Origin of the sequence: Ulvibacter sp. MAR_2010_11, assembly GCF_002813135.1 — a bacterium.
Taxonomy (GTDB): Bacteria; Bacteroidota; Bacteroidia; order Flavobacteriales; family Flavobacteriaceae; genus Altibacter.
In genome coordinates, this window is the sequence record NZ_PHTY01000001.1 from 154,138 (window position 1) to 174,630 (window position 20,493).

General features: G+C 36.3%; 30 protein-coding genes. 29 read left to right on the forward strand and 1 reads right to left on the reverse strand.

Annotated features, from left to right (window positions below):
- Positions 1-35: 35 nt before the first annotated feature.
- The 18 genes from ATE92_RS00720 (at position 36) to ATE92_RS00800 (ending at position 11,798) form a co-directional block, all read left to right on the forward strand.
- Complete coding sequence (locus ATE92_RS00720; RefSeq protein ID WP_100801878.1) at positions 36-389, forward strand: nuclear transport factor 2 family protein; 354 nt, start codon at positions 36-38, stop codon at positions 387-389.
- A gap of 31 nt (positions 390-420) precedes the next feature.
- Complete coding sequence (locus tag ATE92_RS00725; RefSeq protein ID WP_100801879.1) at positions 421-996, forward strand: YceI family protein; 576 nt, start codon at positions 421-423, stop codon at positions 994-996.
- Between the two features lie 144 nt (positions 997-1,140).
- Positions 1,141-1,830 carry a YafY family protein gene (locus ATE92_RS00730; RefSeq protein WP_100801880.1) on the forward strand — a complete coding sequence of 230 codons (690 nt, stop codon included), beginning with the start codon at positions 1,141-1,143 and terminating at the stop codon, positions 1,828-1,830.
- A 58-nt stretch (positions 1,831-1,888) separates the two neighbouring features.
- Positions 1,889-2,062, forward strand: coding sequence for a hypothetical protein (locus tag ATE92_RS13930; RefSeq protein ID WP_157809516.1), 174 nt, complete (start codon positions 1,889-1,891; stop codon positions 2,060-2,062).
- A gap of 53 nt (positions 2,063-2,115) precedes the next feature.
- The gene (locus ATE92_RS00735; RefSeq protein ID WP_100801881.1) at positions 2,116-2,514 is read left to right on the forward strand and encodes a hypothetical protein; all 399 of its coding nucleotides are present in this window, start codon (positions 2,116-2,118) and stop codon (positions 2,512-2,514) included.
- A gap of 220 nt (positions 2,515-2,734) precedes the next feature.
- Positions 2,735-3,691: a DNA alkylation repair protein gene (locus tag ATE92_RS00740; RefSeq protein ID WP_232729086.1), complete on the forward strand. Its 957-nt coding sequence runs from the start codon at positions 2,735-2,737 to the stop codon at positions 3,689-3,691.
- Between the two features lie 196 nt (positions 3,692-3,887).
- On the forward strand, positions 3,888-4,193 hold the full coding sequence (locus tag ATE92_RS00745) for an antibiotic biosynthesis monooxygenase (protein ID WP_100801882.1): 306 nt from the start codon (positions 3,888-3,890) through the stop codon (positions 4,191-4,193).
- Between the two features lie 189 nt (positions 4,194-4,382).
- A complete protein-coding gene (locus ATE92_RS00750; RefSeq protein WP_100801883.1) occupies positions 4,383-4,832 on the forward strand; it encodes a GNAT family N-acetyltransferase in 450 nt (149 codons plus the stop codon).
- 259 nt (positions 4,833-5,091) lie between these two features.
- Positions 5,092-5,346 carry a hypothetical protein gene (locus ATE92_RS00755; RefSeq protein WP_100801884.1) on the forward strand — a complete coding sequence of 85 codons (255 nt, stop codon included), beginning with the start codon at positions 5,092-5,094 and terminating at the stop codon, positions 5,344-5,346.
- 25 nt (positions 5,347-5,371) lie between these two features.
- On the forward strand, positions 5,372-5,638 hold the full coding sequence (locus ATE92_RS00760) for a hypothetical protein (protein WP_100801885.1): 267 nt from the start codon (positions 5,372-5,374) through the stop codon (positions 5,636-5,638).
- Positions 5,635-6,777 (forward strand): hypothetical protein, encoded by a 1,143-nt coding sequence (locus ATE92_RS00765; protein WP_100801886.1) that lies wholly within the window; start codon positions 5,635-5,637, stop codon positions 6,775-6,777. Before ATE92_RS00760 ends, ATE92_RS00765 begins: the two co-directional genes overlap by 4 nt.
- A gap of 319 nt (positions 6,778-7,096) precedes the next feature.
- Positions 7,097-7,531, forward strand: a complete 435-nt coding sequence (locus ATE92_RS00770; RefSeq protein ID WP_100801887.1) for a DUF1801 domain-containing protein — start codon at positions 7,097-7,099, stop codon at positions 7,529-7,531.
- A 124-nt stretch (positions 7,532-7,655) separates the two neighbouring features.
- Positions 7,656-8,483, forward strand: a complete 828-nt coding sequence (locus ATE92_RS00775; RefSeq protein WP_100801888.1) for a helix-turn-helix domain-containing protein — start codon at positions 7,656-7,658, stop codon at positions 8,481-8,483.
- 59 nt (positions 8,484-8,542) lie between these two features.
- The gene (locus tag ATE92_RS00780) at positions 8,543-9,490 is read left to right on the forward strand and encodes a hypothetical protein (RefSeq protein WP_157809518.1); all 948 of its coding nucleotides are present in this window, start codon (positions 8,543-8,545) and stop codon (positions 9,488-9,490) included.
- 368 nt (positions 9,491-9,858) lie between these two features.
- The gene (locus ATE92_RS00785; protein WP_100801890.1) at positions 9,859-10,392 is read left to right on the forward strand and encodes a GNAT family N-acetyltransferase; all 534 of its coding nucleotides are present in this window, start codon (positions 9,859-9,861) and stop codon (positions 10,390-10,392) included.
- Between the two features lie 22 nt (positions 10,393-10,414).
- Positions 10,415-11,068, forward strand: coding sequence for a phosphoribosylanthranilate isomerase (locus tag ATE92_RS00790; protein WP_100801891.1), 654 nt, complete (start codon positions 10,415-10,417; stop codon positions 11,066-11,068).
- Between the two features lie 13 nt (positions 11,069-11,081).
- Positions 11,082-11,327: a VF530 family DNA-binding protein gene (locus tag ATE92_RS00795; RefSeq protein WP_100801892.1), complete on the forward strand. Its 246-nt coding sequence runs from the start codon at positions 11,082-11,084 to the stop codon at positions 11,325-11,327.
- Positions 11,328-11,435: 108 nt separating this feature from the next.
- Positions 11,436-11,798, forward strand: coding sequence for a DUF2200 domain-containing protein (locus ATE92_RS00800; RefSeq protein ID WP_100801893.1), 363 nt, complete (start codon positions 11,436-11,438; stop codon positions 11,796-11,798).
- A gap of 26 nt (positions 11,799-11,824) precedes the next feature.
- Here ATE92_RS00800 and ATE92_RS00805 read toward each other — a convergent pair whose 3' ends face one another.
- Entirely contained in the window at positions 11,825-12,721 is an 897-nt protein-coding gene (locus tag ATE92_RS00805; RefSeq protein WP_157809519.1) for a T9SS type A sorting domain-containing protein, read from the reverse strand.
- 195 nt (positions 12,722-12,916) lie between these two features.
- Here ATE92_RS00805 and ATE92_RS00810 point away from each other — a divergent pair, with 195 nt between their 5' ends.
- From ATE92_RS00810 to ATE92_RS00860, 11 genes are all read left to right on the forward strand, one after another.
- The gene (locus tag ATE92_RS00810; RefSeq protein WP_100801895.1) at positions 12,917-13,402 is read left to right on the forward strand and encodes a GNAT family N-acetyltransferase; all 486 of its coding nucleotides are present in this window, start codon (positions 12,917-12,919) and stop codon (positions 13,400-13,402) included.
- Between the two features lie 418 nt (positions 13,403-13,820).
- The gene (locus ATE92_RS00820) at positions 13,821-14,516 is read left to right on the forward strand and encodes an SDR family NAD(P)-dependent oxidoreductase (protein WP_100801897.1); all 696 of its coding nucleotides are present in this window, start codon (positions 13,821-13,823) and stop codon (positions 14,514-14,516) included.
- A 6-nt stretch (positions 14,517-14,522) separates the two neighbouring features.
- Complete coding sequence (locus tag ATE92_RS13935; protein ID WP_157809520.1) at positions 14,523-14,696, forward strand: Lacal_2735 family protein; 174 nt, start codon at positions 14,523-14,525, stop codon at positions 14,694-14,696.
- Position 14,697: 1 nt separating this feature from the next.
- Positions 14,698-15,159, forward strand: a complete 462-nt coding sequence (locus ATE92_RS00825) for an SRPBCC family protein (protein WP_100801898.1) — start codon at positions 14,698-14,700, stop codon at positions 15,157-15,159.
- Between the two features lie 81 nt (positions 15,160-15,240).
- On the forward strand, positions 15,241-16,656 hold the full coding sequence (locus ATE92_RS00830) for an SDR family oxidoreductase (RefSeq protein ID WP_100801899.1): 1,416 nt from the start codon (positions 15,241-15,243) through the stop codon (positions 16,654-16,656).
- Between the two features lies 1 nt (position 16,657).
- Positions 16,658-17,116 (forward strand): TspO/MBR family protein, encoded by a 459-nt coding sequence (locus ATE92_RS00835; RefSeq protein ID WP_100801900.1) that lies wholly within the window; start codon positions 16,658-16,660, stop codon positions 17,114-17,116.
- Positions 17,117-17,119: 3 nt separating this feature from the next.
- On the forward strand, positions 17,120-18,400 hold the full coding sequence (locus ATE92_RS00840; protein ID WP_100801901.1) for a deoxyribodipyrimidine photo-lyase: 1,281 nt from the start codon (positions 17,120-17,122) through the stop codon (positions 18,398-18,400).
- A gap of 249 nt (positions 18,401-18,649) precedes the next feature.
- Positions 18,650-19,105: a DUF305 domain-containing protein gene (locus ATE92_RS00845; RefSeq protein WP_198515582.1), complete on the forward strand. Its 456-nt coding sequence runs from the start codon at positions 18,650-18,652 to the stop codon at positions 19,103-19,105.
- Positions 19,106-19,110: 5 nt separating this feature from the next.
- Positions 19,111-19,674, forward strand: a complete 564-nt coding sequence (locus ATE92_RS00850; RefSeq protein WP_100801903.1) for a DUF4256 domain-containing protein — start codon at positions 19,111-19,113, stop codon at positions 19,672-19,674.
- Between the two features lie 24 nt (positions 19,675-19,698).
- Positions 19,699-20,091 (forward strand): DUF1801 domain-containing protein, encoded by a 393-nt coding sequence (locus ATE92_RS00855; RefSeq protein WP_100801904.1) that lies wholly within the window; start codon positions 19,699-19,701, stop codon positions 20,089-20,091.
- 15 nt (positions 20,092-20,106) lie between these two features.
- Positions 20,107-20,487: a hypothetical protein gene (locus tag ATE92_RS00860; protein ID WP_100801905.1), complete on the forward strand. Its 381-nt coding sequence runs from the start codon at positions 20,107-20,109 to the stop codon at positions 20,485-20,487.
- The last annotated feature ends 6 nt before the right edge of the window (positions 20,488-20,493 follow it).

Below are 20,493 nucleotides of genomic sequence, written 5' to 3' on the forward strand. Positions count from 1 at the left end.
TAGACATTTGTTCTATAATATTTAAAACAAAAAAAATGAATACACTTTTAGAAAAAATTAGCATGATGAATCATATGATATCCGAAGGAAAAGCGATAGAAGCCTTTGATCAATTCTATCATGAGGATATTGTAATGCAAGAAAATGAAAATCCTACAGTTAAAGGGAAAACAGCCAACCGACAAAGAGAACAGGAGTTTTTTGCTCAGATTTCAGAATTTAGAAGTGCTCAACCCATAAAGGTAGCAATTGGAGAAAATACAACAATGGTAGAATGGCATTTCGATTATACTCACCAAGATTGGGGCATTAGAAATTACACTCAAGTTGCTGTTCAAAACTGGAAAGACGGAAAGATTATTAAAGAAAAATTTTATTACGCAGTATAATTTAAAGACCACAAACTTAATAAAGACAAAGATGAAAAATTCAATTAAAAAATTAGGGGCTATTGCGATAGTTGCATTTGTAGGAGTATCATTTACAACCAATGATAGCAAAAAAGAAATTAAAGTGGAAAAAAGCAAAATTGTTTGGAAAGGCCACAAAGTCACGGGTTCTCATCAAGGAACGATAGATATTAAATCTGGATATTTAAGCTTCAATGAAGGTAAATTGACAGATGGAGAGTTTTTTATAGACATGTCTACAATCACCAATACCGATTTAGAGGGTGAATCGAAAGGAAATCTAGAAGGCCATCTCAAATCTGATGATTTTTTTGGAATAGAAAAACATCCAACTGCATCGTTAGTTTTTAAGAACATAAAATCTATCAATAAAAACACCTATAAAGTAACAGGTGATATAACAATAAAAGAGATAACAGAATCTATTACATTCAATTTATCGGTTCATGCAAATAAGGCAAATGCTTCTTTAAAAATTGATAGAACCAAATTTGGTGTAAGATTCGGGTCGTCAAGTTTCTTTGATGGTTTAAAAGATAAAGCTATTTATGATGAGTTTGATTTAATTGTCGACTTAGAATTTTAACAACTCTTATAAGCTTATAGCGATATATCTTATGCGGAGCACAAAATATGCCTAAAAGCATATTCAAGAATAGCGATATGTGCGCAAACCGTTTGGTTTGCGCTTTTTTATGCATTTTTATCCCTACAAAAGTTGTATTAAACAATGAATCGGCTAACCCGCATTACCTCGGTTTTAATCCAGTTACAATCAAAACAAAGCGTAACTGCTCGCGAAATTTCAGATAGATTTGAAATCAGTTTACGAACCGTTTATCGAGATATAAAAACCCTTCAAGAGTCCGGAGTTCCTATTGGTTCATTAAACGGAAGCGGGTACTTTATAGTTGATGGTTATTCCCTTCCTCCTATTATGATTACCAAAGAAGAGGCAAATGCTTTGAGTATCTCCGAAAAATTTATTCTAAATCAAGGTGATACCTTTCTTAAAAAAGATTTCAACTCGTTGCTTTTAAGAATCAAGTCCATATTAAGAAATTTTGACAAAGACAATATTACAAAGCTTGAAAACAAAATTTCCTCCTCCTCTTTAAGTGAAAATTTTAAAAGCAATTCTTTGTCAATAATTCAAAAAGCAATTTCAAACAACACTGTTGTTAAAATCCATTACCATTCTTTGTATAAAAATGAAGTTTCCGAACGAGACATAGAAGCCTTGGGGCTTTATTTAACTCAAAAAGCTTGGATTGTTGTTGCACACTGTAGATTAAGAAATGCGATTAGAGAATTCAGATTGGATAGAATTGTAACGACTATTACAACTTCTCAAATCTTTGATTTTCAAGAAGAATTCAATCTATTACAATATTTAGATAATCTAACTGCACAAAGTTGACATAGGGTTGTCACTCACCCCATTTATTTTTGCCTCTCAAATATAAAATTAATCTAAAATGAAGCAATTATTAATTATTATCACAGCAATAGCATTTATGAGTTGTGGTAATCAAAAAAATGGAGTTATGGAAGCAAACACACACACGCCAAAATCGGTAAAAAAAAGTAGAATCATTCCACCTAAGGCAATCGATTTTGTAAAAGTCCCTTTAGAAACAGAATTAGATTAGAGCTTCATGCTCCTGTTTCTGAAGTTTGGGAACTGGTAGGAAAATTGGAGCGAATGCCAGAATATAGTTCTGGATTAAAAAAGTTAGAGGCCATCTATGACAATGAAAATAAATGCACAGACTATGTATGTTACTTTTTTCCCATGGAAGAAGGAGGTGATGTGACCACCCATAGTGAAACTAATACATGGTATGAGCGCAATACAGGTTTCGCTTCCTTGGCCCACGAACCCAACATACTGGGTTTACAACAATCCCTAGGTATCGTTACACTGGAAAACCTTGGCAATCAAACTATTTTACAATGGGACAGTTATTTTACCGCCGAAAGCGAAGAAATCGTAAAAATGAACCTATGGGGCTTTGAACAGGCTTTAAATATAGATATTGCCCAAAATCTCATTAAAATCTTTGGCGGCAAAGTATTAGAAAACTACGTTAATCGAATGTAAATCATTCAAGCGGTTGTTAGAATTCAACATGAGCCCATTTGAAATTCAGATGGGCTATTATAAAAATGTTATGGGAGAATTATTAAATAATAAATACAATCCAATTTTCTTTGAGAGATTAACGTCATCGATGCAATTAATCCTTCCAGATTTTGACGCCAATGCAATTTGAAAAGATATTATCGATATCCATTGGGCCGAAAAAGAGTTAAAACAAAGAATGAAACACATCACCCATGTACTTATAAATTATTTGACAGACGACTTTGGGCGGAATGTCAATATTTTACTGAAACTCATCGACGAGTTACGAAATCAAGGGGTTACGTCCGGAGAAGTGGAATTTTTATTCTTACCAGATTTTATAGAAACCTACGGATTGGAAGAGTATGAAGCATCCGTAAAATCTTTTGAATCCATCACTCAATTTGTTAGTTGTGAATTTGCCGTGAGACCTTTTATACTTAAATATGAGTCATTTATGATTCATCTAATGTTTAATTGGTCCAATCATCCAAACCCAGAGGTTAGACGACTTGCTTCGGAAGGTTGTAGACCAAGACTTCCATGGGCAATGGCACTTCCATCCTTAAAGAAAAATCCAGATCCGATTATTTTAATTCTAGAAAATTTAAAAAACGACGAATCGGAATCGGTAAGACGAAGCGTTGCGAATAATTTAAATGACATTTCGAAAGATAATCCAGAAGTAGTCATTGAAATAGCAAGAAAATGGAAAGGTGAATCGAAAGAAACAGACAAAATCATAAAACACGCCTGTAGAACACTATTAAAACAAGGAGTGCCAGAGGTGATGCAATTGTTTGGTTTTGGACATATTGAGCACATAAGAATTACAGATTTTAAAATTCACACTTATTCTGTAAAAATTGGATCTGACTTACGATTTTCGTTGAGTCTAACTAATACAGATAATGCCACATCAAAACTACGCTTAGAATATGGATTGTATTACCAAAAGGCGAATGGCTCCTTATCCAAAAAGGTCTTTTTGATTGGTGAAAAAAAGTATCCGAAGCAATCAACTACCAAAATTATTAGAAAACAACCCTTCAAAATAATCACAACTCGAAAATTCTATGCGGGAAAACATAATTTATCTATAATAATAAATGGAACAGAGATTGAAAAAATAGATTTTGAGCTATTAGTATAATAAAAACCAAAACCGGATAAGATATTAATAATGTTTTTGTTTTAATTTTACGAGCGAACATAGAGACAGCGATACAAAATATCAATTACCTATAGGATAACATTGCCGGAAACAGAGTTGAATATTTATGGTTTCGAATATTAATTCCACCAACAAGTAAGATAGAACCTAGATTAAATTTAAAAACGAAATTGTTATGATAGCAAGAATTTGGGAAGGAAGAACTAAGCTTGAGCATCTAGAAGCGTATACCGAATTTATGAAAATTCGAGCCATTCCGGACTACAAAAAGACCGACGGATTTATCAAACTCACATTTATGAGTAGTATCCATAACGAATTGGCCTGTTTCAAACTGATAACCTTTTGGGAAAATTTTGAAGTGATCAAGAATTTTGCAGGTTCTGATATTGAAAAAGCCAAGTATTATGCAGAAGACAAAGACTTTTTAATTGATTTTCCTGAAAAGGTAGCCCATTATGAAGTATTCGCCGATGAATAACCGACTCTTAATATAATCGCTAGCTGCAGTGTTTAATTGCGGGGGAATAGTGGGCTTGTGGCATAAAATCCATTTTAGGTTGTCTGAAAAACAATCCAAATGCCCGGCCGGCTAACAGTCTCCTTACTGCCGAAAAACAGATTTGAAGACCATGATTCAAATTAAATACAACAATAAGTAAGAAGCGTTTTGAAAAATTTAGATTTATATAAAGATCACTATCTGCTTTCGACAGACAGGAATAAATTGGACATCGAATTGATTCATGAATTTTTGTGTAATGAATCTGGTTGGAGTAATGGAATTCCTTACGAAACGGTAAAAAAATCAATTCATAATTCATTAAATTTCGGATTATACGATGAAGAAAAACAAATTGGATACGCACGGGTTATTTCCGACTTTTCAACCATTGCATATCTGGGAGACATTTTTATTTTGAAAAAATATAGAGGCCTTGGATTGAGTAAATGGTTGATGGAAATAATTATGGGTCATGAGGAACTACAAAATTTAAGGCGCTGGATTTTATTGACAAGTACCGCCGAATGGCTTTATGAAAAATATGGTTTTGTAAATCTTCCGAAGCCTGAAATTTATATGGAAAAGTTTAACCCCAACGTGTATCACAAAATTTGATTTAATTTCTGCCAACTTCCTGCCTCATAAAATGATAGCTACGTTACTCGCTTAAAAAAATCATTAACTTTCAAGATACTAATTGATCGTATTTCTTTTCCACAAGGGGTACACTATGAAGACCGCCTGCCGCAAGGTATGCTTGAAGAGTTATAACCCAGACCCTTATTGTATGTAATAAAAACTGGTATCATGAAAATTAAATTGACCTAATTTCTTTGTTTTTCTGCCTTCTTATTGTTTTGTCACAAAAAAAACAATGATACACAGTAACATCTTATTTCTCGTCCTCCTATTTCTTCTGTTAAATGGTCTTTCTATTCTTGCACAAAAGGAAGTAAACTATGCTATAGAATCTATCCCATTGGTTGACAGAACTAATTTTAAGATTTCTGTGACCTTCAAAGCAGAAAAAGATAGTATGAGTATAAAATTACCTACAGACATTTATGGCACCCCAAATATTCACCAATTTATAAGTTCATTCACCGGGGACAGCCGGTACAATTATTAAACCCGGAGGGAGCGATTTGGACCGTATGGTATTCCCGAATTCGGATGGAGACATATCTATTAATTATATAATTTCCTATAATCCTTTAGAGCTGGAAGGCTATGCTTTTGCACCTGTAATTGAGGCAGATTACTTTAGCATTGCCGGCTGTCAATGGATGTTGCACATTGGGGATGATCAACAAAAACGGGATTTCTTTATACAATTGCTGGATGCAAAATACGGGTACTGCATTCGTCAATTGGAGCAGATCCTAAAGGTCTTAAAATTAATGCCAGTTACAACGAGTTGATATCATCCCGAATAGGCGGAGGAGGCGAGCATTATACGTTCAATGTAAAGGAGAAACCTGTGTTGGTTGTTGTGAAGGGAAATTTCGGCATCGCTTCCCAAGATATTTTTAATGGGGTTGAAAAAATTGTAACGCTACAGCGCGATTGGTTTGGCGATTATGAATATCCTTTTTATCGCGTAGTTATAAATGAGCGCAAAGAAATAATAGCCGGCACAGCGGTTAAAAATCAATTTGTGTGCTTTGTTAAGGCCGATATCGATGCAGACGAACTGAATATTATCCTTTCTCACGAGATGTTTCACAACTGGCTGCCGGAAAAGATAAAAATAACGCATACCGCCGATTATTACGGTACTATTTACGAATGGTTCACGGAAGGTTTTACAACGTATTTTGCCAAAAAAATTCTTTTGGAGGCAGGGCTACTTTCTATCGAAAAATATATTGAACTCATCAACAAAGAAATTCAAAATATTGGCGACAGTCAGCTAAAAAATGTTACATCTGCCGAAATTATTGCGACCATCAAAGAAGGAAAATTCTATTCGGAATACAAAAAATTGGCATACTGGCGAGGCGCCCTTATCGCACTTAAATGGGAAGCCGAGCTACAAAATTCGAAAGAAAAAGAATCCTTGTCCGGATTCATTAAAGCATTATACCGGTTTGCCCAAAATAAAGGAGGAAAAATTTCTGAACAAGAGTTTCATCTATTCTCTGAAGAATTTGGCATTCACGCAGCAGCAGATTTTGAAAAATATATTGTAGGTGGAGCATCTATTTTGCTTCCACATTCTTTGCCATTGGAAGTAAGCGAAAGTGTGGAAATTGCTGAGATCGATTTTCACGTATTTGATCCCGGGTTCGACCTAATTACCACAAAGAAGACGTCGCTAATCTCCGGAGTTGCTAAAAACGGAAAGGCCTACAATGCGGGATTGCGCGATGGTATGAAATTTGTACGATCGGAAAATTCGACCAGAGGGGACTTTGGATGGAATGAAGACAGACTTTTAAAAGTAACCGTGAAAGAAAATGAAACCGAAGCGGAAATTACTGTTGCCTTCATTCCGTTAGACAGCCTGGTAAAAATACAACAGCTTTCCCTGAAAACGGTCTTTACAAGGATGCAGTAGTTCCGGGAGAATGCACAGCAAGTCGCCTACCACCATTCATCCCGATTGAAGTGGCGAAACTGCAAAAGCAGTAAAGTTAATCTGGAATTAAAAGCATTCGAATAAAAGGAACCACAAACCATAACATCACATCATTTGCTTTTATCGGTAATTGGAGTTTATTTTTCTCCCCTAAAAGTAGTATCTTAACTTTCTGAAAGGGTAACGAACAGCCCGGCCATTCTCTACTGTTAGAAGGCAGGATTGAAAAGTCTAAGCCGCGACTGTTGGTCGGTATTTCTGAAATCAACAGGGCAAAAAATCAACAACAACCGAAAAAATGGCTAAGAATAAAACCACCGAAAGAGAAGCCGATATATCTGAATTTATTAATTCATTCGTAGACAATGAACAAAAGAAAACAGACAGTTACGAGTTAATAAAACTAATGAGTAAATGGTCCGGTTGTGACCCAAAAATGTGGGGTCCCACAATCATCGGGTTTGGGAGTTATCATTATAAATATGCCAGTGGTCACGAAGGGGATGCCCCTTTAATAGCCTTCTCGCCACGGAAAGCACAGTTTTCACTCTACGTTCACTCGAATACAGAAAAAAGCAAACTCTTACTGGAAAATCTTGGCAAATGTAAAATTAGCAAAGCGTGTATCTATGTAAAAAAGCTTGCTGATATTGATATTTCAGTCCTGGAAAAACTATCCTTGGAAACATTTGCCTATCTCGAAGAACATAACGAATGTTCGTGTAGACATTAGCTGAAACCTACCAACATCACTTAAAAGCTGCGGTTCTTTTTCAGTAATTAAAATTAGGTTTCAAATAAAAAACTTAGGATTCCATAACTAAAGACTACCTTTCTGAGAGAAAACATTACTTACATTGGATGTAAAAATATACATACCGCATCCGGCATTACAGGAATATGTTTTAAACATAGCTACTGTAAACATTGTACTGCCTGAATTAATGAGTGATGTGGTAACTCCATATCCACCAACTCCCTTTCAATCTTTGATCTTTTACTGTAATAATCCCGTATCGATGGGACGAATAGAGAGCGGAGGTTTCGAAAAGCAACCTCTTTCCGTGCTGGTAGGTCCGCAGTTTTCGAGGGTGAACATCAAAGTACATCATCAATTAAGTGCTATACGTGTCGATTTTCTTCCGGGTGCCATGTATCGCATTTTGGGTATTCCCATGCATGAAATGTTCGATGAAGCATACGACGCCACCGATTTATTTGGTTCCGAAATGAGAAGTGTTAATGAACAACTGCAGCACACTCCCAATTTGGAAGAGGGTAAAAATATTGTAGAGAAGTTTCTGCTAAATCGGTTATCGAATTTCAAGGAAAAGATGCCTTTAGATTTGGCCTTGCGTATGCTGTTTAACAATAGCGGCAATATGCGTATTGAAAAAACAGCATCCCTTTCTTGTCTCAGTTTGAAACAGTTTGAAAGAAAGTGCAAAGAAAGAATTGGAATGAACCCTAAATTATACGCCCGTATTCTGAAATTTTCGAAAGCCTACAGGTTACATGAATTTTGTCCGGAACATACGTGGACACAAATTGCCTACGATGTGGGATATTACGATCAAATGCACATGATCAAGGACTTTAAAACCTTTGCGGGAGTAAATCCTTCAGTTATAGAACAGCAACTCCTATCCACTCCCATTCGGATGCAAAAAGATCTGCCCAACTAAAATGTCGATTTTTTACTATGCCGACCACCCGGGTGCGGTATACCTTTGTTAAAAAAATCATGACAACACATTCACGAAATGGGCTATTAAAAAACACAATTCGAATCACTTGGGCATTACTATTTTGCCATATTGCCGCTTTTACACAGCCTACTGAAAAGTCGAACACCTACCCCTTACAACTGGAAAAGTTAAAAGGATTTACTCAAACTTATTTGTTCAGTGATGGCTTTCAAGCAAGAGCCAAAAGTATTGCCGAATTTATGGAAGATGCAGGCAATTATTTTCAGGAAGAGGTACACTTCACCCCTGAGATAACATTGTATATTCTAGCACCGCAGCACTGGAGAGCGATTGCTGCAAAACCTTTGCACGACACCTATGGTTTTCCGCATAATATCGACATGCAGCGATTAGCCATGGCAGCCGAAGACAATCCCTTCTGGCAAAGTTTTTTGCCTCCATTGGACAAACTTCCCGAGCCGTTGGTTGCTCAGATTGATCAAGCTTATGGCAAGCCTGATGGTGGCCACAGCATGATGCCATTTTTCGATCTGCTGGCACTGCACGAGATGGGACATTCTTACCACGGTCAGGCAGGTTTAAAAATGCATCGCAATTGGATGGGTGAATTGTTTGTAAACATCATGCTACACACTTATATAGCCGAAAATAGGCCGGATCTGCTACCTGCCTTGGAAACTTTTCCGAATATGGTTGTGGGAGCCGGTGCGGCCGAATATCAATACACGAGTCTGGAAGATTTTGAAAGGTTGTACGCATCCTTGGGAATGGGGCCTAAAAATTATGGTTGGTATCAGTCCAAATTACATTCGGCTGCAAAGGATATTTACAATGCGGGCGGAAAAGAAGTGTTGAAAAAACTTTGGAAGGCTTTGGAAAAGCATCAAGAAGAAATGACGGATGAAGCGTTTGCCGATATGTTGAACAATGAAGTGCATTCTTCAGTAGCAAATGTGTATTTAAAATGGAGTAATCTGAATTAGTCTAAAACCGTTACTAAGCTAGGTATGAGCATCATTTATTTCTTTCGGAAGTCGTTTTTGAACTCCCCGAAAAATTATTCAAACTGTACTATGATTTACCATAGTTCTAAGAAAGCCATTTTTGAATTCATCATTTTCTAAAAAATGAACGTAACAAACTTAAAATTTAGACGTCATTATGTATAGATAAGATCCAGAATGTACTCTGTATTCGGTCTATTCCTTGCAATCCCTTATTGCGTTTTCATTGCTCAAAATTTGGTAATAGAAATAGTAAAAAAGATTGCTATCCTATTAAAATAACAAGGCATATTCATTATAAATGAAAGAAATGTATTCTTAACTTTGAATTTTCATTATTAGACCAAATGATACATTTTGAAAACTATACGATAAGGCCTCTGGAGCTTGACGACTTAGTACCATATTTTAACTTGGTTGAAAGAAATAGGAAAAGACTGGAAGATTTTTTTACTGGTACCGTTTCAAAAACAAAGGATCTTGATGCCACGCGTATTTTTTTGGCTGAAATTATTGAAAAAAGACAAGCAAAGCAGTATTTCCCATATCTTCTGGTCGATAATGTAACCAATGAATTTGTTGCATTCTTTGATCTGAAGAACGTAGATTGGACAATCCCAAAAACGGAGGTTGGATGTTATACCGACGAGAAATTTGCCGGTAAAGGACTCACATCAGAAGCTATAAAACTATTTATTGAGTATTGTTTTAAGCATTTTGAATTCAAAAAAATATATCTAAGAACACATCATTCAAACAAGGCAGCGCAACATTTAGCCGAAAAATGCGGTTTCGAAAAAGAAGGAACCATTAGAATGGACTACATCACAACCTCCGGTGAAATAGTAGATTTAATTTATTACGGCCGAATTCAGAAATAATACAAAAGGAATTTAAGACTAAATGACAACACCCAGAGTAAAAATTTGTTGCATCAGCAGTATTGAAGAAGCGAGAATGGCCATAGCACATGGCGCTTCGGCATTGGGATTAGTAGGGAATATGCCCAGTGGACCCGGAATTATTGAAGACGAATTAATCTATCAAATTGCAAAAACAGTTCCGCCCCCTATTTCAACTTTCTTGTTGACAAGCGAAACAAAATCGAATGAGATTATTTCACATTACAAACGTGTGTACACTTCGACCATTCAAATTGTAGATGCTTTGGAACAACGAGACTATGAGTTACTTCGCAAGGAACTGCCCGGCGTAAAACTGGTACAAGTAATTCATGTAATTGATGATGATTCCGTAAAAGAAGCCATACAGGTTTCAAAGTTCGTGGATGCAATTCTGTTGGATAGTGGAAACCCGAATCTTGCAGTTAAGGAATTAGGAGGAACCGGGAGAATTCACAACTGGGAGTTAAGTCGTGAAATCAGGCAAGCAATTCCAATACCATTATTCCTTGCCGGAGGCCTGAATAAAGACAACGTAAGGGTCGCCATTGAAACTGTCAAGCCGTTTGGACTGGATCTGTGCAGTAGCGTTCGTACTGATGGGAAACTCGATTCTTCTAAGTTGACCGACTTTTTTAAAGCCATAGATACATAAGATTTTATTCACCATGAAAGATTCGAATCCATTAGGTAATACACAACCAAACAACCCGTTGCACGGGGTGAAATTGATAGTTATACTTGAAAAATTAGTTGCAGAATACGGATGGGAGAAACTTGGAATGAAAATTAAAATCAATTGTTTCAACTCTGACCCTTCCATCAAGTCAAGTCTGAAATTTTTGCGAAAGACACCATGGGCCAGAGAAAAAGTGGAACAGTTATACCTACATCTGCTAAAAAAGAATAAATAAGTTATAAGGTTAGGTTTTATCTAAAATCAGGCTGCTAAATGGATCGCTGCTATTGCAATACTTATAAAAAAGATTATTTTTATAAAATCATAAGTAGAAACAGAAGATATGAGCACAACAAGTCATCACGATGAACGGATTGCAAAAATGACCTTTGCCTCGGTGTATCCACACTACATCACCAAAGTTGAGAAAAAAGGGAGGTCAATAGATGAATTAAATCAGGTTATTGAATGGCTCACCGGATATGATAAAAAAAAGCTGGAAGTACTTATAAAAGAAAAGGCAACCTTTGAAGCGTTTTTTCAAAATGCAACATTGAATCCAAATGCGAAACTAATTACCGGAGTAATTTGCGGATACAGGATTGAAGACATTGAAAATGAGTTAACCAAGCAAGTACGCTATTTGGACAAGCTGGTAGACGAATTGGCAAGAGGTCGTAAAATGGAGAAGATTTTACGAGATTAAAAAAAAACTTTCTAAAAATTCTGTGGTTAATGCACTACAATCTTGAGGATTATCTTACGCTCAAACTCGCTAGAATAAGCCGATACAAGATATATTCCGGACTTGTAGTGTGATAAATCTAAAGTAACGGAATTGTTCCCTCTATTGGTCAATGCAGCGTGTTCCTTTCCAATAATGTCGTATACTTTAATTATAGAGACGTTTTCTGTGTTGATAATTTGATAGGTTCCCGTTGTAAGATTACTTATTAACTTCACATTAGTAAAAGGGTTTTCAATATCATCCACATTCAGTACGATGGTGGGTTCACAAGTATCCATAATATCGAAATCTGTATAAAACGGAATACTGCTTTTATACATACAACCCAATCTACCCACACTATTTACACTGGGATCCCCACTGGGAGCATTAATAAGTGAAAGTGAGCCGGCTCCTTCTACCCAAATAGCATTGTTTGTTCCTGCCGGATTCGATGGCGTAGGCGAAAAATAGTAATGCCTGTAATCGTTCCCGTCTACCAAGGGTCTGGGAATTATTGAATCTAACCGATAATAACCTGCATTTTCGGGAAAGGGCGTCAACGGATTCTTCATATCCATGGAATCACCAACCTTCAGACTAAAATCATAGAGTAGATATTCACTATCACCTCCCGGCGGTACGAGCCGTAAATACACCTTCTGTTCAGCCACTTCTTCCCGAAGCAAAAAGGTTCTGGAAATATAATGGTATCCATCCAATATTTTATAACTCGTGTTATCTACAATGGTATCTCCGTTGGTGTAATAAATATCGGTTGAGCAGTCGACAAAACAATATCTAAGATGCCATTCGTTATAATAATCCAACAAAGGTTTATAATCCTGTGCAACAATTGGAATTGTACTTAATAGCAAAAAGACAACTACTAATTTCTTCATAATAGAATGTATCTGTTTTAAAATAGATTCCTTCATTAATCCATAATTCGTAAATATAAAATTTTAATACTATAACAGATACAGATTATCCGTTAGTTCCTAATTGAAGAAAATATTTTTACCTTTATTAAGCCGAAAAAAATACAACTTAACCAATACTTCTAATCCTAAGCTAACACGCCCGAACTGAAAATAATGGAATTCATTAACACCAAAGCTCTGACGAAATCTCAAAAAGAAGAGATTCATAATTTATGGAACAATGAGTACCCTGAAAAGTTAAACCATGCGAATTTATCGGCATTTGAAAAGTATTTAGAAAGTCTCTCAAATCAATCGCATATCTTATTAATCGATGATAATAAGATGATTAAGGGTTGGTATTTTCACTTTCTTCGAGAAAATGAAAAGTGGTTTGCAATCATACTGGATTCTGAGATTCAAGGGAAAGGATTTGGTTCTAAAATTCTAAATTTAGCAAAGGAGACAGAAACAGAACTAAATGGTTGGGTAATTGATAAAAGCAGTGATAAAAAGAGAAATGGAGAATTATACAAATCGCCGTTGCACTTTTACTTGAAAAACGAATTTGAATTACTGCCCGAAATAAGATTAGAACTCGAAATACTATCGGCTGTAAAAATAAAGTGGGTAAAAGCAATTGCACACAACCTGTCCTGAGTAGAGCTTTTATATATAATCATGGTCGGTGCTTACAATTTGAAGGAAACAGAGCAATTGTTTTTAATGTATCTGAAAAGCTTCCGGAAATCGAATTAAGACATTGTATTGCAATAGCATTAACATATCACAAAATCAAGCACTTACCTTTATTAGGGGCCTAACAATTTCGGAAGGAAATACTTTGCAACCACGTCGTTTTTTAAGAGAAATGTAACAAAAGCAATAGAACAAAAATGCAAAAAATAAGTTACCTTTAGCTAATAGAAAAAATCATCGTCTAGCAGTTCATTTCTGTCCCTTTCCCACCCTCTAAACCCAAAATAGGACAACCATGCGCAGTGAAATGTGGGCTATAACACTTTGGAATCGATATTGTTATTGATTCAATTTCGGAAAACAAATCGAAAATAAAAAAATGAGAAATTATGTAGTTATAGGGGGTTCCTCTGGAATCGGGAAAGCGCTTGTAAAAGTACTCAAAGATAAAGACGCTACGATTATATCCACTTTTAATAAAAATACCCCGCAAGAAGAAAATGAAAATGTTTCCTATCATAAATTTAATGTATTAAGTGACTCTTTAGACCTTGCACTTTTCCCTGAAGCACTTCACGGTTTGGTCTATTGCCCCGGAAGTATTAATTTGAAACCCTTTCACCGTTTTTCAGAAGATAGTTTTATTGAAGATTTTAAACTACAGGTAACCGGTGCAATCAAAATAATTCAACTCCTTTTACCAAAATTAAAAAAAAGTGAAGACGCTTCCATCGTATTATTTTCTACAGTGGCAGTCCAACAAGGTTTTAATTTTCATTCACAAGTTTCAGCATCAAAAGGTGCAATTGAAGGGTTGACACGGGCACTGGCCGCCGAGTTTGCGCCGAGTATTAGAGTAAATGCTATTGCACCCTCTCTTACCAATACTCCCTTAGCCGAAAGATTACTGAATAGTCCGGAAAAATTAGCCGCCCAGTCCGACCTTAACCCCTTAAAAAGAGTGGGGAAATCCGAGGATGTTGCCGAAGCTGCAGCTTACTTATTGTCGCCAAAATCTTCCTGGATTACCGGTCAAATTATTCATGTAGATGGCGGCTTTTCATCAATAAAATAAATTACTATGTTTAAACTGTTTAAGAAAAAAACTAAAATTGAAAAATTAGAAATTCAATACCGCAAATTATTGGAGGAAGCTCACAAACTTTCCACTACCAATCGAAAATTGAGTGATCGTAAAATATTCGATGCAAATGAAATCCTTAAACAAATTGAACTTTTAAAAGAAAGCAATTAGAATGGGGTTTTATCAATTTTACAAACAACAGTTGGTGCATCAACCTGTTGAAAAATTATGGGACTTTATTTCGCGCCCAGAAAATCTTAAAAAAATCACGCCAAAAAAAATGGGTTTCGATATCACATCTGAAAACCTACCGGAGACCATGTACAGTGGCATGATTGTGAGTTATATAGTCGCTCCCATTTTAGGTATAAAAACTACTTGGGTCACAGAGATAACACATGTAAAACCGCGTGAATATTTTGTAGATGAACAACGCGTAGGACCTTATAAACTATGGCATCATCAACATTTTTTAGAATCGGTACCCGAAGGAACCTTAATGAGAGATATCGTTAGCTATCAGCCTCCTTACGGAATTCTGGGAAGCATTGCAAATCAACTTTTTATAAAGAGAAAACTGAATGAAATTTTCGAATATAGATCGAAAGTACTCACTCAATTATTTAACCATTAATAAGGATAAATCTATAAATGAAATCGTAGCTTACAAAAAATTACTTTGTTTAGATAAAGGCATAATTGTACTATAATTTATATGAAAATACTTTTAACAGGAGCCACCGGATATATTGGCAAGCGATTATTACCCTCTTTGGTGGAAGCAGGGCATGAAGTAATTTGTTGTGTTCGTGATATTAATAGATTTTATCCTCCCGAATCTTTAAAAGATAAAATTACAACAATACAGCTGGATTTATTGGATGAAACCACATTAGATGCTATTCCTAAGGACATAGACGGAGCCTATTATCTAGTGCATTCCATGTCTGCTTCAAGCGATTATAAAACCCTCGAACAGCAATCGGCCACAAATTTCAGAAAAGCCATTTCAGAAACAAAGGTGCAGCATGTAATTTATTTAAGCGGAATTGTAAACGAAGACAACCTCTCTGAACATCTGGCCTCCAGAAAAAACGTAGAAGATGAGCTTAAAAAAGGACCTTATAATTTTACCACCTTAAGAGCGGGAATTATTATTGGCTCCGGGAGTGCATCTTTCGAAATAATTAGGGATTTAGTCGAAAAGCTTCCCATAATGATTACCCCAAAATGGCTCAAAACAAAATGCCAACCTATAGGAATCTCAGATGTAATTTCCTTTCTTTCCAAAACGTTGTTCAACCCAAAAACATTCAATCAAAATTTTGATATTGGCGGCCCGGATATTTTATCCTACAAGGATATGCTCCTGAATTTCGGCAAGGTGAGAAATCTAAAAAGAACCATTTTAATAGTTCCGGTGATGACACCAAAACTGTCTTCGTACTGGTTGTATTTTGTGACTTCAACTTCCTATAAACTTGCCGCTTCTCTCGTAAATAGTATGAAAATTGAAGTGATTTGCAGAAACAATGATCTGGCATCCATTCTAAACATAACCCCATTAAGTTACGAGGAATCTTTGAAAAAAGCCTTCAGCAAAATTGAAAATAACGAAATCGTCTCCAGCTGGAAAGACGCGTACGTTAGCAGCGGGATGGCGATTAATATATCCGATTTTATTGAAGTGCCAAAATACGGATGTTTCAAAGATAGCCGCAGTATGGTTTACGAAAGCCGAGAAAAGTGTGTCAATAAAATATGGAGTATCGGTGGAAAAACGGGATGGTATTACGGAAATTGGCTCTGGAAAATACGCGGGCACTTGGATAAGTTTTTTGGGGGAGTAGGACTAAGACGAGGCCGTACCAATCGAAATTCAATTCAAATTGGTGACGCCTTGGATTTTTGGCGTGTATTATATGCAAATAAAGAAGAAGGCAGATTATTGCTGTTTGCCGAAATGAAACTTCCGGGAGAGGCATGGCTTGAGTTTAAATTGGACTCGGGGAAACTTATTCAAACTGCCACGTTCCGGCCCCTGGGTTTATTGGGAAGGGCTTATTGGTTTATGGTGTTGCCTTTTCACGGATTTATTTTTAAGGGAATGCTAAAGAAATTGGTAACATAAAATGATTAAAAGAATACTGCTTTTTTTGGTTTTAAATTTTTCAGCCCTGGCTATTGGCGGATTGTTTACAAGAAGCGGCGTTGCTTCCCTATGGTATCAAAATTTGGAGAAAGCTCCCTGGACCCCACCCGGATGGGTGTTCGGAGCAGCTTGGACTTTTATTATGATTTGTTTTGCCATTTATATGGCCTATTTAATTGTAGAAAATACCAATCGAAAAAAAATAATCTCATTGTTCGCATTTCAATGGATCTTAAATGCACTTTGGAATCCTGTCTTCTTTTACTTCCATGCTATGCTGGCCGGACTTATTGTTATTACTTTGCTTACCCTACTAATTACTTATTTCCTTTTTCATTATAATAAAGAGCTTCGGTTAAAATCTGTATTTATACTTCCCTATTTTATTTGGATTTTAATTGCCACTTCGCTCAACGCCTACATTCTAATAATGAATTAATCTATGGATAGCATTTCTATTTTTTGGTTCAGAAGAGACCTTAGACTCGACGACAATACTGCGCTCCACGAAGCACTGAAAAGCGGTGTGAGCATCTTGCCAATCTTTATTTTCGATGAATTTATTCTGAATGAACTCCCCGTAAATGATGCCAGAGTTACTTTTATTTACGACAATCTACATAACATTGACCAAAAGTTAAAAGCACACAATTCTTCCATACTCTGTTTGAAGGGAACTCCTATCGAAATATGGAAAAAACTTATTGCAACCTACTCTATAAATAGTGTTTTTGTGAACAAGGATTATGAGCCGTATGCCCGAAAGCGCGATAATGAGGTTGCAAAGCTTTTGGCAGACAATGAGATTGAATTTCTTTCTTACAAGGATCAAGTGATTCATGAAGAAAATGATGTCTTAAAAAATGACGGGACCCCCTATACAGTCTTTACCCCCTACGCCAATAAATGGCTGGAAATCTATTCACCAAAAAATCCGTTGGGAGCACCTGCTTATAAAAACTTTTATCAGGAAATACATTCTTTCCCTACTTTGGACGATTTAGGTTTTAAACCGTCTACTATAAAAGTGCAGGATTATGACCTGTCTCAGGTTAATGCGTATTCTAAAAATCGTGACTTCCCACATTTGGACGCCACAAGTTACCTCAGTGCGCATTTACGTTTCGGAACGGTGGGAATAAGAACCATCATAGCCCAATTGAAAAAGTCTGATTCGATATTTCTGAAAGAATTAATCTGGCGCGAGTTTTTTATGCAGATACTGTTTCATTTTCCCAAAGTCGTCACTGAAAATTTTAAAGCCAAATACAATAACATTGAGTGGTTAAACAATGAAAATGATTTTAAAAAATGGTGTGATGGTAACACCGGATATCCAATGGTGGATGCAGGTATGCGTCAATTAAATGCAACCGGGTATATGCATAACCGTGTACGGATGATCACCGCCGGCTTTCTATGTAAGCATCTCTTGATCGACTGGAAATGGGGAGAGGCTTATTTTGCTTCGAAGTTGCTGGATTACGAATTATCCTCAAACAACGGCAATTGGCAATGGGCTGCAGGTACGGGTTGCGATGCAGCACCCTATTTTAGGATATTCAACCCTACGGCACAATTAAAAAAATTCGACAAGGAACAACGCTACATAAAAAAGTGGATTCCTGAATTAGCTACCGATTCCTACCCTGAACCTATGGTTGAACATACATTTGCCAGAAAAAGAGCTTTGGAGGTTTACAAAAAAGGGATCCTCGATTAAAATACACCTAAGTATAGAATTGTGACCTTTTTTATTTTGAATTCAGCAGATATTGTTTTTAAATTAATTTTATATCCGTTAATTTTAACATTGAAGGCTGGAAGATCCAATTCATTTGGTGCGATATTTTTTACTGTGTATTAAGGATCGTAAAAATATGATACCATTCCGGGCAGCACCCGGGTACTTTTCTCGTGTCATTCCTTTTCATTGCCTCATCGATACAAACAACTAAACAATTGAAAAGAAATGAAAAAATCGAATTACACTACATTTATCTTGATGTTGATTTGTTCCGCAGTTTCAATGTACATCACCATGTATTTTAACACGTATGAAATGAGTCATGTGTATTTTAGTTGGACGAGAATGTACATGACCTTTATAGGGATTGGCGGGATGTCAATTATCATGTTTTTGTTTATGAAAAAGATGTACCTCAACAAGGTGAAAAACACGGCAATAGTTGTGGGAAGCCTTTTTTTAATGGCAATTTCCACCTATTTGGTGCGTCAACAAATTCCTATAAGCGACCTTAAGTGGATGAAGGCAATGATACCCCATCATTCTATTGCAGTTCTTACAAGTACCAGAGCCGAATTGAAAGACCCTGAAGTTAAAAAATTAGCCGAAGAGATTATCAAAGCTCAGGAAAAAGAGATTGCTGAGATGAAAAAAATGATCGAACGCTTGGAAAATAAATAATAGTTATGAAAACTAAAAAGGAACTGTCTTCCCCACAAATTGATGACCTTCTTGGAATTTTAAAATCCCGATTTGAAGCAAACATGCATCGCCACAAGAATATGGAATGGTCTAAAGTGCAATCCAAACTGGAAGCCAATCCAGAAAAACTATGGTCTCTTTATCAAATGGAAAGCACCGGAGGCGAGCCGGATGTGATGGGGATCGACAATAAAACAGGTGAATACATTTTTTATGATTGTGTAAGTGAAAGTCCGAATGGACGCAGAAGTCTTTGTTACGACCGGGAGGCTTTAGAGTCCAGGAAGGCACACAAGCCCAAAAACAGCGCAATGGATATGGCTACTGCTATGGGTGTTGAAATTTTAACCGAAGAACAATACAGAGCATTGCAACAATTCGGCAATTTCGATACAAAAACATCGAGTTGGTTGAAAACACCTACCAATATCCGAAAATTGGGTGGGGCTATTTTTGGGGATTTCCGTTTTGACACTATCTTTATCTACCACAACGGAGCAGAATCATACTATGCGGCCAGAGGTTTTCGCGGAATGCTAAAAGTCTAATAGGTGGAATTTTATAAATAGCCTATGAATAAGGATACTCAGCAATACAATCAGGCGTTTTTGAGTGATGAAAAAGCCATCTGTGATATTTTGGCGGAGGAAATCCACACTCATCTTCCCGAAGCCGAAAACAAAATATGGCATCGCCATCCTGTGTGGTTTTTGGATGCTAATCCAATTGTTGGTTATAGTAAAATAAAAGCCGGAATACGTTTGATGTTCTGGAGCGGTGCAAGTTTTGAGGAAGAAACTCTAAAGCCCGGAACGGGAAAATTTAAGGATGCTTCCATTGTCTATACTTCGGCCGATCAAATACATCTTGCTGACCTGAAACGTTGGATTAACAAGTCGGTTAAAATCCAATGGGACTATAAAAATATTGTGAAGCGTAAAGGGAGGCTTGAAAGATTGAAATAACCTAAAACCGAAATAATGTATACTATTTTGAACAAACGAATTTTTATAGTATCCCTTTTGGTTTGTTGTTATGCCTGTAAAAACGACGCCAAAGAAAACAACAATTTGCTTGAGGAGGGGATGGTTTTTGACCATACTAAATGGCAGGCAAAAGAGGGTGATAATTATATTTACAGAGACAAAATGCTCAATGATGTTGTTTACAACGATACCGTGAGATCTTTGAACAAAGAGGAGATATTGGTGTTACTTGGAGAGCCGGATCGCATCAATGAAAATGTACTATACTATACCATCGACAAGAAACAACTGGGGTTTTGGACATTGCACACCAGAACTATGGTAATTCAATTTTCAGACTCGAATACCGTAGATTGGATTAAAATTCATGAGTAATAAATT